11 protein-coding genes are annotated in these 12,431 nt (G+C 34.6%); 6 read left to right on the top strand and 5 right to left on the bottom strand.

Annotation, left to right across the window (positions count from 1 at the left end; translation table 11 throughout):
* Window positions 1-90: 90 nt before the first annotated feature.
* From HNS38_RS03895 to HNS38_RS03870, 6 genes are all read left to right on the top strand, one after another.
* On the top strand, window positions 91-468 hold the full coding sequence (locus tag HNS38_RS03895; RefSeq protein ID WP_172283915.1) for a GxxExxY protein: 378 nt from the start codon (window positions 91-93) through the stop codon (window positions 466-468).
* A 59-nt stretch (window positions 469-527) separates the two neighbouring features.
* Entirely contained in the window at window positions 528-1,886 is a 1,359-nt protein-coding gene (locus tag HNS38_RS03890) for a PAS domain-containing sensor histidine kinase (RefSeq protein WP_172346006.1), read from the top strand.
* Window positions 1,887-2,310: 424 nt separating this feature from the next.
* A complete protein-coding gene (locus HNS38_RS03885; protein WP_172283909.1) occupies window positions 2,311-3,462 on the top strand; it encodes an iron-containing alcohol dehydrogenase in 1,152 nt (383 codons plus the stop codon).
* A 330-nt stretch (window positions 3,463-3,792) separates the two neighbouring features.
* Entirely contained in the window at window positions 3,793-6,285 is a 2,493-nt protein-coding gene (gene feoB, locus HNS38_RS03880; RefSeq protein ID WP_172283906.1) for a ferrous iron transport protein B, read from the top strand.
* Window positions 6,286-6,288: 3 nt separating this feature from the next.
* Window positions 6,289-6,510: a hypothetical protein gene (locus HNS38_RS03875; RefSeq protein WP_172346005.1), complete on the top strand. Its 222-nt coding sequence runs from the start codon at window positions 6,289-6,291 to the stop codon at window positions 6,508-6,510.
* Between the two features lie 124 nt (window positions 6,511-6,634).
* The gene (locus tag HNS38_RS03870; protein ID WP_172283901.1) at window positions 6,635-6,976 is read left to right on the top strand and encodes an Hpt domain-containing protein; all 342 of its coding nucleotides are present in this window, start codon (window positions 6,635-6,637) and stop codon (window positions 6,974-6,976) included.
* A gap of 9 nt (window positions 6,977-6,985) precedes the next feature.
* Here the strand turns inward: HNS38_RS03870 and HNS38_RS03865 are convergent, their stop codons facing one another.
* The 5 genes from HNS38_RS03865 to xdhA form a co-directional block, all read right to left on the bottom strand.
* On the bottom strand, window positions 6,986-8,035 hold the full coding sequence (locus HNS38_RS03865; protein WP_172346004.1) for a lipopolysaccharide assembly protein LapB: 1,050 nt from the start codon (window positions 8,033-8,035) through the stop codon (window positions 6,986-6,988).
* Window positions 7,995-9,026: a recombinase RecA gene (recA, locus tag HNS38_RS03860; RefSeq protein WP_172346003.1), complete on the bottom strand. Its 1,032-nt coding sequence runs from the start codon at window positions 9,024-9,026 to the stop codon at window positions 7,995-7,997. Before recA ends, HNS38_RS03865 begins: the two co-directional genes overlap by 41 nt.
* 16 nt (window positions 9,027-9,042) lie before the next feature.
* Window positions 9,043-9,507, bottom strand: a complete 465-nt coding sequence (bcp, locus tag HNS38_RS03855; protein ID WP_172346002.1) for a thioredoxin-dependent thiol peroxidase — start codon at window positions 9,505-9,507, stop codon at window positions 9,043-9,045.
* Window positions 9,508-9,614: 107 nt separating this feature from the next.
* Window positions 9,615-10,991, bottom strand: coding sequence for a toxin-antitoxin system YwqK family antitoxin (locus tag HNS38_RS03850; RefSeq protein WP_172346001.1), 1,377 nt, complete (start codon window positions 10,989-10,991; stop codon window positions 9,615-9,617).
* Window position 10,992: 1 nt separating this feature from the next.
* On the bottom strand, window positions 10,993-12,429 hold the full coding sequence (gene xdhA, locus HNS38_RS03845) for a xanthine dehydrogenase small subunit (RefSeq protein ID WP_172346000.1): 1,437 nt from the start codon (window positions 12,427-12,429) through the stop codon (window positions 10,993-10,995).
* Between the last annotated feature and the right edge of the window lie 2 nt (window positions 12,430-12,431).

The raw sequence follows: 12,431 nt of genomic DNA, 5'->3' as shown, positions 1-12,431 counted from the left end.
GCAAAGTATGCAAAGGAAAAACCATGCGAAAAACGCAAAGAAAAAACAAAAAACAAGAATTAGGAAATTAAGAATTTAAAAACCAACATGATGGACGAAAATGATATTTCATACAAGTGTATTGGTGCAGCCATAGAAACTCACAAAGCAGTTGGACCAGGTTTATTAGAATCGGCCTATGAAAATGCACTGGTCCATGATTTAAGAGAAATTGGATTTGATGTACAACAACAACTCGCCTTACCATTTATTTATAAAGATGTGAGACAAGCAGTTGGATACAGAATAGACTTGTTAGTTGAAAACAAAGTAATCGTCGAAATCAAAGCAGTTGAGAATTTACTACCTGTTCATCACACTCAAGTTCTGACCTATTTAAAGCTATCTGGTCACAAATTAGGATTGTTGATTAACTTCAATTCAAAAACATTAAAACATAATATCCACAGAATTGTAAATGACCTATAATCCTTTGCGATTTTAGCGAGACCTTTTGCGCTCTTTGCATGGAAATAAAAAAAAGAGAAATGTCAAATAAAAACTTCTACATACACATCACCCTCCGCTTGTTCTTTATTATTAGCCTGAGCATAGCTGGGACCTATTATGTCCTCATAGAACAGAATTATTGGATAGCCTCTGCCCTACTCGTGCTTCTTGTGATAACTGTTGTTTTGCTCATTAAATACTTTAATAATATCAATCGTTGGATGGCCTTTTTCCTTCTAGGTATTGAAAACGAGGATACCACTTTAAAACCTCCTCCAAAATCGGGTAATAAATCTATCGATGATGTTTATAAAGGGATGAACCGTCTGAACGATATTTTTAAAAGTGCTAAAATAGAAATCAATACACAAGAACAGTATTTTAAAAAGGTGATAAAACAATCGGCCACCGGACTTTTCTCTATCAATGGAAATAATAGAATCATCAATATCAACTCTGCCGCCACCAAACTCACTCAACTTTATGAGTTTCATCATGTAAATACCTTTAGACATATCGATGCAGCCTTACCCAAGTTCCTCACCCATCATCCATTAGATCAAAATTCAGCTATTTTTGAAAATCAGTTTGGACAAAAGCTTTTATTCAAACTCTCTGAAATTAAAACCCAAAACGAGAGGATCAGGTTAGTTGCGGTTAGCGATATCACCAAAGAATTAGACAATGGCGAAGTAGAAGCCTGGATAAAACTAGCTCGTACTTTATCTCACGAAATCATGAATAATATTGCACCCATCACTACCTTATCTCAGGTGATTTCTAGCTATTATAAAAAAGAAAATCAAGCTATTGAAGTGGAGGAACTCAATCCTAAAATCATAGCCAACACCATAAAAGGGCTCAATGTCATTCAAGACAGAAGCAGTGGATTGATGAAATTTGTAGAGAATTATCGAAAATTCACCAAATTACCAAAACCGGAAATTCATTCTACCGATATTTCGGAGGTATTAACAGGTGCATTATTGGCAGTGGGAACCTATCCACATTTCGATCAAATAAAAGTTCAATTCAAAATCCCCAAGAAAGTATTTATAGAAACCGATGCGCAATTGATTTCTCAGGTGATACATAATATTCTCAAAAATGCCTATGAAAGTTTGATTCAGTCAGAAATTAAAAATCCTATTCTAAAAATAAGTCTTCAACAAACAGGAACACAAACCAGCATTGAGATTTCTAATAATGGACCAAGTATTCCTCCAGAAATAAAAGAACAGATTTTTGTTCCATTCTTCACTACCAAAGAAGATGGAACCGGTGTTGGTCTGAGTTTAAGTAAACAAATCATGCTGAAAATGGATGGTGATATTTATGTGACAGAAAAAGAAGAAGGGTTTACTTGCTTCGTTATTAATCATAATGCAAAGACTTAGGTTCACCAATTACTAGATTTAGAAGCTATTACACAGAGGGATTCAAAGAATACACGGGAATCCACAAAGAATAAAAATAACAAAACAAGCCAACATTAAAAAAGCATTAATTCCTTCGTGAAACTTTGAGAAACTCTTCGGGCACTTTGTGGTAGGACTTTTGTTAATCATTCAAAAACCAAGGACCTATCCTTTCTTAGCTCAAGGCTATCATCCTTTACTCATCTCTAAAGGGATCAAAAGCCCCAAAGGGGATTGAAGCCCTGACAACTTTAGCCACTTTGAGTTATAGCTTTCACTATTCATTAAAAATCATAATATTATTAAGTCGATATCTTTAAAAAATCTTAAAAGCGCAAAAATGAAAGTTTCAGACAAATTACAGCCTATATAATTCCCTATTTTTGCATAAAAATTAAATATTATGTACTCATTTGAATATAGAAATCCTGTTAAAATTATTTTTGGAGCAGGTAGCATTAGTAAAATAGCCAACGAAATTCCTAAAACTGCAAAAGTCCTCATTACTTATGGAGGAGGGAGCATTATGAAGAATGGTGTTTATGAACAAGTAAAACAAGCCCTTAAAGGATACGAGACTTACGAGTTTGGTGGCATCGAAGCCAACCCAGAGTTCGAAACATTAATGAAGGCCGCAAATGTGGTTAAGGAAAAAAATATAGATTTCCTTTTGGCTGTGGGTGGTGGAAGTGTATTGGACGGAACAAAATTCATTGCAGCAGCAGCAAAATATGAAGGGGAAGATGCTTGGGACATTCTTGCCAAAGGAGCTCCTATCACATGTTCTGTTCCATTAGCAGGCGTATTAACGCTTCCTGCAACGGGTAGTGAAATGAATATGGGCGCCGTAGTAAGCAGAAGAGAATTAAAAATGAAACTGGCATTCCTTCATCCTCTTTCCTATCCTCAGTTTTCTATTCTAGACCCTAATGTGATGGAAAGCCTTCCGAAACGCCAAAAGGCAAATGGTGTTGTTGATGCCTATATCCATGTTTTAGAACAATATTTAACTTTTCCAAATGAAGCCAGCATTCAAGACCATTGGGCCGAAGGAGTATTAAAAACCCTCCTCTGTTATGGTGAAAGATATGTTTTAGAAGATTTTGATTATGATGTTGCAGCTAATGTCATGTGGGCAGCTACATCTGCATTAAATGGAATTATTGGTTTAGGTGTGCCTCACGATTGGGCCACTCATATGATTGGGCATGAGATTACTGCTTTACATGGTTTAGATCATGCACAAACTTTAGCTGTTGTGATGCCAGGAATGATGCGCATTATGTTTGAAGCTAAAGAAGAAAAAATCCGTCGATTTGCTCGTAATGTTTATAATATCAGCAATGAGGAATTTAGTGTAGAATTGGTAATTGAAAAAACTGAAAAATTCTTCCAGAGCTTAGGTGTGAAAACTAAGTTATCAGAATATGATATTAAAGAAGAAGATATTCCTGCCATCATTGAAAACCTAGCCAAAGGAAACGAAATTAAACTTGGAGAAAAAGGATTGGTAACCGCTGAGAAAGTGGAAATGATTTTAAAATCACAACTATAATCCTATAATCTTACAAAAGATTAAAAGGCTAAAAACTAAAAGGTTTTTAGCCTTTTTTTAAACCTACAATTATTAACCTCAATACGACATTAAATGAGGCCACAGTTTCAGATAATTAGCTCATATCTGACACAAATACTCAAAGAAACCTCAAAAAATACAAAATAAAATAGCACCAATTCCTTCGCGGAATTTTAGGCTTCTTTGAATTACTCCCCACGATAATCTTATCAAAAAAATCAATTTCCCATACCTAAAAGTAGGTATTTTGAAAGCTTTCTTTATAATCTGTCTTAATAAGATCTATTTTCGCGTATATTTTCGAAGCTGATGAAAACCCTTTACGATTTAAAACAAGGCGAAAGCGCCATTATTGTTAAAGTTCGCGGCCGTGGTGCCTTTCGAACCAGGATCATAGAAATGGGTTTTGTAGTCGGAAAAAAAGTTACCTCTCTCAAATCAGCTCCCCTCCTTGACCCTGTAGACTATAGCATCATGGATTATGATGTGAGTCTAAGAAAACAAGAAGCCCAGCTTATTGATGTGATGATGGAAGATGAACCAGGTAGAGTAAAATCGCCTGACTTTCATGGAATGGTAGAGGATGGCTCTAGAGGTAAAAAAGGTCATATCAGAAAAGATAAGATCATCAATGTAGCTTTAGTTGGAAATCCAAATTCTGGTAAAACGAGCTTGTTCAACTTTGCGAGTAATTCGAGGGAACGAGTTGGTAATTATAGCGGAGTCACCATTGATGCTAAAACTGCTCGATTTTATCAAAACGACTACCAGTTCAATATTGCCGATCTTCCTGGCACCTACTCTATTACTCATTATACTCCTGAGGAGCTTTATGTAAGAAACTATATCTTCGAAGAAACTCCAGATGTGGTGATTAATGTAGTAGATTCCTCAAATCTGGAGCGCAACCTTTTCCTAACCACCCAGCTCATCGATATGGATATTAAAGTGGTCATTGCTCTTAATATGTTTGACGAACTAGAGAAAAAGGGAGATGAATTTGATTATAAGTCCCTTGGAAAAATGATTGGAATCCCCATGGTTCCAACTGTTGGTTTCAAAGGAAAAGGAATTGAAGAATTATTCAATACTGTGATTGAAGTCTATCATGATAGGCATACATTTGTTCGCCATATTCATATCAATTATGGAAAACAGTTGGAAAATTCTATTTCCTATATTCAAAAATTGATTAAGAATCCTGAGAACTATCACTTGACCAATTTAGTGAGCAGTAGGTTCTTGTCCATTAAATTACTAGAGGAGGACCAACATTCCTTCGATAGAATAAAGGTTCTAGGAAATGTAAAAGCCATCACTAAAACGGTAAAACACGAACAAAAAAGACTTCAACATGAATTTGATGATGAGCCGGAAACGATTATTGCTGATGCACGATATGCATTTATTGGCGGTGCATTAAAAGAAACCCTTAAGCCAGGTCAAAGCAAGAAATGGGAAACCGTGAATATCATCGATGCTTTCCTGTTAAACAAAATATTTGCCTTTCCGGTTTTCTTAGGATTTATGTGGTTGATGTTTTATTCTACTTTTTTTGTGGGACAATATCCCATGGAATGGATTGAAACTGGTGTTTCTTTCCTCAGTAATTTCCTCAATCAGATAATGACCGATGGGATGCTTAAAGATTTAATTGTGGATGGCATAATCGGTGGAGTTGGTGGTGTTATAGTTTTTCTTCCCAACATACTCATTCTATTCTTTTTTATTAGCTTAATGGAAGATACCGGATATATGGCTCGAGTGGCCTTTATTATGGACAAACTGATGCATAAGATGGGCCTTCATGGTCGTTCCTTCATTCCCATGTTAATGGGTTTTGGTTGTAATGTGCCCGCTATCATGTCCACTAGAACCATAGAAAACCGTAACGATAGATTGTTAACGATGCTCATCAATCCTTTTATGTCTTGTTCTGCTCGCTTACCAGTTTATTTACTAATTATCGGAGCCTTTTTTCCAAACAATCCGGGTACAGTATTATTTAGCATCTATTCAATAGGAATCATACTGGCAGTATTAGTGGCCATCATATTCAAAAAGACCATATTTAAATCTGAGGACTCCCCTTTTGTAATGGAACTTCCTCCCTACCGAGTTCCAACCATGCGAAACTCATTAAAGCATATGTGGTTTAAAACCAGGCAATATTTGCAAAAAATGGGAGGAATCATTTTAGTAGCCAGCATTATTATTTGGGCATTGAGCTATTTCCCAAGGGATGTAGAATTCAGCAAGAATTACCTAGAGCAAATTGCACAAAAAGAACAAGTAATCAGCCTAGAAAGGAATAAAGAAATTATTGAAGATTATCAATTTCAGCTTATCACCTTAAAAAAAGAACAAGCAGCCGAACTACAAGAAAAGAGTTATTTGGGGATGCTAGGAAAAGGGGTTGAACCCATCATGAAACCACTTGGCTTTGATTGGAAAATGAGTGTGAGTTTAATAGCGGGAGCCAGTGCCAAAGAAATAGTAGTAAGCACATTAGGCGTACTCTACCAAGCAGATCCTGATGAAGAAGCTGAAATTTTACAAAAAAGATTACAAGAGGAAACCTATAAGTTTGGACCAAATAAAGGGCAAAAAGTGTTTGATCCTATTACCGCTTTTGCTTTCCTCATATTCGTATTAATATATTTCCCATGTATAGCCACCGTTGCTGCTATTAAAAAAGAATCGGGCAGCTGGAAATGGGCCATCTTCATGATGAGTTATACCACAGGTTTAGCATGGATACTCGCATTTCTTGTCAACCAAATAGGACACTTAATATTTTAAAAAATGATACAAGAAATAATTGTTTATGCGATATTGATTATAACTTTCGGATTAACTTTTTATAAGCTTTTTGGCTTCTTTGATATGTTTAAAAACGATAGTAATAAATCAGCTTGCGGCTCGTGTGCCTCCTCCTCTTGCGGAAGTTGTAGTGTTAAAATTATTGCTAACAACAAAAAAATACTACACCCATTAAAAGTGGACTATGAAAAAATGAATGGCTAAGTCAATTTTTCATCCACAGATATCAGCTTATTCTCCTCACCTTTTTTAAAAATCATTACGCTTATCATTTTAGTTTTGATATTTAATAATTTTCACTAACTTTACATTAAAATATTAAGATGTTATGATAAACAAAGCCACATTTAATTCCAATTACGAAATTTTCGATAGAGAAATTGTAAAAGAAATCATTGATATATATATTGCAGAGTACCCAGAAAGAATGGTTAATCTGGAAAAAAACATTAAAGAAAACGATCTTGAAAGTTTATACAAAAATGCACACAGCATGAAAGGGGTTACCGCCAATTTCTTTGACAAAGAAACTGAAGAGTTTGCGCGTCAACTTGAATCAAAAGGTAGAGAAGGCGACTCCACAGGATTAGAAGAAATCTTTGAAGAACTAAAAAAAGCTTCAGAAAGTCTAATTGACGAACTTGAAGCTTTAGGTAGAGAATATAGTTAAAAAACGATATTAATCTAATTGATTAAGTTGAGAAAGTGCCTTTTCGTGATTGGGCACTTTTTTTAGTAATTCCTTATACTTAATTCTAGCATCCTCTTTATCACCACTTAATTCTAAGGCTAATGCCATATTAAAAAGGGCATCATAATAATCTTCATTAATATTCAAGGCTTTTTGAAAATAAATGATAGCTTGAGGAAAATCCTCTAAATAAACCAAATTAATATAGCCTAAGTTATAATATGCATTTTCGCTTTCTTCTTTGGCTAATAATGATTCGTACTTTCTAACAGCCTCCCCCAGATTTCCATTATCTTGATAATACAAACCCATGATATAAATAGCGTGGGTGTTATTGGTATCTAAATCTAAAGCATTTTGATAATATTGCTCTGCTAATGGGTTTTGTTTTGCTGCCTGAAGGTTACCTAACATAATCCAAGCATCGTAAAAATCAGGATTGACTTCAACTGCTTTTTGATATTGGAAAATAGCACTTGAGGTATCACCTTTCTCAGCATAAGTCATTCCTTTTAAAAAGTATGCATCTTCCAACATGGGATCAATAGCCAAAGCATCATCTACATATTGAAGCGATATCTTATAATCTTGATAAATGAAATACAACCTCGACAGTTTCAATAATGCAGCAGTATTCTGAGGATCCATTTTTATAGTTTTCAAAAGGATCGCTCTACTATCTACAAATCGTTCTTTAGCAAAATAAACATCGGCAAGAGTGATCCAAATACTTGGATTCAAAGTATCAAGCTGAATAGCCTTACTCACATCAGCTAAAGCTTTATTATATTCTCCTGTGATCAGAAAAAAATTGGCCCGGTCATTATATAATAACGGATTATTAGGCTCATCTCTAATATTCAGGTTTAAAGAATCAAAAGTAGTTAAAACACGCGTTTTAACTACTTCTTCTTGTTGACTCACCGACTCTTTTGGCTCTGTATTTTGGCAAGAAAAGCCAAAGAATACCAAAAGAGCTAATATGTAAACGATATTTTTATGCTTCATCCTCTGTTTCTGGTTTTGGATTAATAGCATCCATAATTTTTTGTTCTAATTCATCGGCTAATTCAGGATTGTCTTTCAATAAAGCTTTAACAGCATCTCTACCTTGACCTAGTTTAGTATCTCCATAGCTAAACCAAGAACCTGCTTTTTTAACAATACCATATTCAACACCTAAATCCACAATTTCACCAACTTTAGAAATCCCTTGTCCGAAAGTAATCTCAAACTCGGTTTGACGAAATGGAGGAGCCACTTTATTCTTCACCACTTTAACTCTCACTCTATTTCCAACCACCATATCGCGGTCTTTAATAGATGAGATTCTACGGATATCTAGACGAACACTGGCATAAAATTTCAAGGCGTTACCACCAGTAGTAGTTTCTGGATTTCCAAACATCACCCCAATCTTCTCACGAAGCTGGTTGATGAAAATACAAGTAGCACCAGTTTTACTAATTGTTCCTGTTAACTTACGCAAAGCTTGAGACATTAATCGAGCTTGAAGACCCATTTTACTGTCTCCCATCTCTCCTTCTATTTCACTTTTAGGAGTAAGTGCTGCTACAGAATCCACTACAATAATATCAATAGCACCAGAGCGAATTAAGTTCTCTGTAATTTCTAAAGCTTGCTCTCCGTTATCTGGTTGAGAGATGAAAAGGTTTTCAATATCCACACCTAAATTTGCGGCATAAAAACGATCGAAAGCATGCTCTGCATCAATAAATGCGGCAATACCACCAGCCTTTTGAGCTTCTGCAATGGCATGGATGGCCAAAGTGGTTTTACCTGATGATTCAGGACCATAAATCTCTACTACTCTTCCTCTTGGAAGACCACCAATTCCTAGTGCTACATTTAGACCAATAGACCCTGTAGGTATATATTCAATTTCAGAAATAGCTTCATCACCCATTCTCATGATGGCACCTTTACCATATGATTTTTCAATCTTATCTAGAGTGAGTTGTAAAGCTTTTAACTTTTCCTTTTTAACGTCTTGTTGTTCTTTTGCCATTTTATGTTTCTTGATATTATAGACTTAGTTCTTTGTATAATTGTTGGGTAGCTTCTTTGGTTTTTATCTTATGGAGTATATGTGCTATTTTACCCTCCTCATCTATCACAAAAGTATAGCGATAGATTCCTTCATATTCTCTACCATATAATTTCTTAGGTCCCCAGGCACCAAATGCTTCAATCACTTCTTTTTTCTCATCGGCTATTAGTGGATAAGGAAGCTCATTTTTAGTGGCAAAGTTTTTCTGACGTTTCACAGAATCGGCACTAACACCAATAATGGAATAGCCTTTTGCTTGCCAATCGGAATAGTTATCTCTAAAATCACACGACTCCGCAGTACAACCAGGAGTACTTGCTTTTGGATAAAAGAATACCACCAGCTTTTTTCCTTTATAATCTGCAAATGAAATAGGATTCTCATCCTGGTCAACTCCCTTAAAATCAGGAGCCAAATCTCCAACTTTTAATTCAACCATTTGTAAATATTTTGATACAAATATAATACATTATTTATTGAGTTTGACGGTGTTTATACATTATTATTGATTAGAATCTAATCAGTTAGAACGGTGTTTTTTAAGGACTAATCAAGTTCTACTTGGCTCATTCTATCATAATATTCAAACTCTCCATTTAAAAACCTTGACTTGACTTGCCCATTATCATACCAATTTATGGTTGAATCGTTTATACAGTTTCCATTATCATATAACATCCGGGCAGAAATCTGACCATTCTTATAATACTCCAACATCAAACCATTCCTCATCCCATTATGGTATTCTATTTCACTATCAAGTTCCCCTGATTCATACCATATCTTATACCAACCTTCTAGCTTTCCATCAATCATAAATACCTCGTACTTCTTATTCCCATTTTTGTAATAGTCGGTTTGAAGTTTATTTATTGGTACTGTTTCTTGATATTCATCAAAATCTTTTTGTCTTCGAACCCGATCTAAAGTATTCAATACAATAACACTAGGAGCATAACATTTATATAGATTCAAAAGACTGTCAATCTTATTCTCGTTTTTTATGACATTCTTCAAACTGGGATTATATGATATATCTTTATAATAATCCTTCATAAACTTCTGATAATCTTTATAATATTGAAGATAGAGCAAGTAAATATTTTCTTCAGATATAAATTCAGGAGGAAGTTTGACGAGAGCCTCTTTAAACTTTCTAGAGAACAATTCATTCATCTTGAAATAGTAATCAAAATGAATGAGTGTTTCATCATCATACTTCCCATCTTTTAAGTAAGAATGCCAGGGCAACATCAGAGCTTTCACTCTTATTGAATCAAAATTCTCACTCAATATATCATATTCGAAATTTCCAGAAATTAATCCAACGCTTGATGTAAAATAATTAGGGAAGCCTTTGTAATAATCTGCATTTAGAATCCTATTCTCTTCCCAATATACCTTTTCCTCTTTCCTTAACAAATCCCCTTCGATCATCATAAATAACATATTAAAAACAATATTTATAATTAACAGTATTTGAATAGTAAAACCTTTAAATTGTAACTTATCATATTTATCTCTAAATAATAATGAAATGTAAAAAGCTCCTCCTGTAAATACTACAAGTACTATAGAAACTACAACTAAGGCTTTTAGAAAGATTGACAACAAAATAAAATCGATAACTCTATTCTGATAAATAAACTTAATTTGTAGCCAAAAAACCAATACAAATACGATAGAATAAATAAGAATGAAGAGTACATTTTTGGTTAAGACTCTGGATTTTGATTTTCTAGCTAAAAATAAAGGAACAGTCAATATGCTATTGAAAAATAATACAATTATTGTCACTAGGTGAGGAATAAAATCATAATTTGTCAAATACTTTATTGAATTAAGGACATTAATGCTAAAAAACACCCATAATAAAATCAAAAGGAAATCATGAAAAGAGAAACTGACAAAAAACTTTTTCATGCTAAGGAAGATTTTCAAAATAGAACTTCCGCATTAAGTTGGCAGCTAAAATGGCTCGTCCTTCTTTTGAGGCTCTAGCATCTGTAATAGGTTCAAATTCTTCTGTAATTAATTGGGCTGCTTTTTCAAAATGAGCCTCCTCAAATTCTTTTCCTAGCAGAAATTCCTCAGCCATAGTCGCACGAACTGGCATAGCAGCCATTCCTCCGTAGGCTAAAATAATCGCTCCTATTTTCTTTTCCTTAGTTAATCGGACGGCAAAAGCAGCGCTGATAGTACTGATGTCCAATTGCTTTCTTTTACTCACTTTCTCCGACCAAAATATCCAATCCTTATCAATTGGAATGATGATTTTAGAAATCAACTCATCGGGCATTAAGCTGGTTTTTCTATAAGCTAAAATGAATTCTTCTAAACTTTCGGGTCTGGCTTCATGTTTACTTTGTATAATGATTTCTGCTTGATGAGCCATCAATAATGGCAATATATCTCCAATGGGAGAAGCACTTCCCACATTGCCACCAATGGTAGCTACATTTCGAATTTGTTTGCTGCCAAAAACATCTAATATCTTTTTAAAATCGGGCCAATCATTTACCATTTCCAATCGAAGCTGCTCCATCGTTACAGAAGCACCAATTTCCCAATAGCTTTCATGTTTTGTTATCTCTTTCAGCTCTTTTACATTGGAAAGGTCTAAAATAGCCGGCAATTCTTGATGTTTTTTGGTCTTTAATAAAGCGATGTCCGAAGCACCTCCTATCAACAGGAGGTCTGGTTTTTCTTGTTTGATACTTAAGGCTTCTTCTAAACTTAAGGGCTGGATATAATTAGCGGAGTCAAAAGCTTGTAAATTTTGTTTTAGCTCTTTTAATCTGGCAATAATATGTTTTTCCTTATTGGCAAACTCGTCAACAAAATCTGACTCACCAATCTCAATAGCCGCTTCTTTTATGCTTTCATAACCCGTACAACGACATAAATTACCACTCAAACTATTTTGTATATCCTCCTCCGTTTCTTGGTTCTTATAAAACGAAAATAGACTCATCACTATTCCTGGTGTACAATAACCACATTGGCTTCCATTATATTTTGCCAATACTTCTTGCACAGGATGAAGCTCATATTCTCCATTTACCGTTTTCGATAAATGCTCCACCGTTAATAATTGCTTTCCATGCAGATAAGGCAAGAATAAGATACAACTGGTCACAGCTTTATAAATCAATTTATCATTTACTTCCTCAACAATAACAACTGTACAGGCACCACAATCGCCTTCGGCACAACCCTCTTTAGCACCTAAATAATCAGAATTAGATCTTAACCATTCTAAGACAGTAGTTGTAGATGAAAAATCTGAATCCGAATCTAGTTTGAGATTCACCAATTCATCATTCAATAGAAACTCAATATTATTTCTTTCTTCTCTCATGA

This window comes from Lentimicrobium sp. L6, from assembly GCF_013166655.1.
Classification (GTDB): domain Bacteria; phylum Bacteroidota; class Bacteroidia; order Bacteroidales; family UBA12170; genus UBA12170.
This window is presented reverse-complemented; position numbering and strand designations above follow the sequence as displayed.

Coding starts and splice junctions, on each gene's coding strand:
- HNS38_RS03890 (WP_172346006.1), top strand. CDS start 528: ATGTCAAATAAAAACTTCTACATACACATCACCCTCCGCTTGTTCTTT.
- HNS38_RS03885 (WP_172283909.1), top strand. CDS start 2,311: ATGTACTCATTTGAATATAGAAATCCTGTTAAAATTATTTTTGGAGCA.
- HNS38_RS03865 (WP_172346004.1), bottom strand. CDS start 8,035: ATGCTATTAATCCAAAACCAGAAACAGAGGATGAAGCATAAAAATATC.
- HNS38_RS03895 (WP_172283915.1), top strand. CDS start 91: ATGGACGAAAATGATATTTCATACAAGTGTATTGGTGCAGCCATAGAA.
- feoB (WP_172283906.1), top strand. CDS start 3,793: ATGAAAACCCTTTACGATTTAAAACAAGGCGAAAGCGCCATTATTGTT.
- HNS38_RS03870 (WP_172283901.1), top strand. CDS start 6,635: ATGATAAACAAAGCCACATTTAATTCCAATTACGAAATTTTCGATAGA.
- HNS38_RS03850 (WP_172346001.1), bottom strand. CDS start 10,991: ATGAAAAAGTTTTTTGTCAGTTTCTCTTTTCATGATTTCCTTTTGATT.
- recA (WP_172346003.1), bottom strand. CDS start 9,026: ATGGCAAAAGAACAACAAGACGTTAAAAAGGAAAAGTTAAAAGCTTTA.
- xdhA (WP_172346000.1), bottom strand. CDS start 12,429: ATGAGAGAAGAAAGAAATAATATTGAGTTTCTATTGAATGATGAATTG.
- bcp (WP_172346002.1), bottom strand. CDS start 9,507: ATGGTTGAATTAAAAGTTGGAGATTTGGCTCCTGATTTTAAGGGAGTT.
- HNS38_RS03875 (WP_172346005.1), top strand. CDS start 6,289: ATGATACAAGAAATAATTGTTTATGCGATATTGATTATAACTTTCGGA.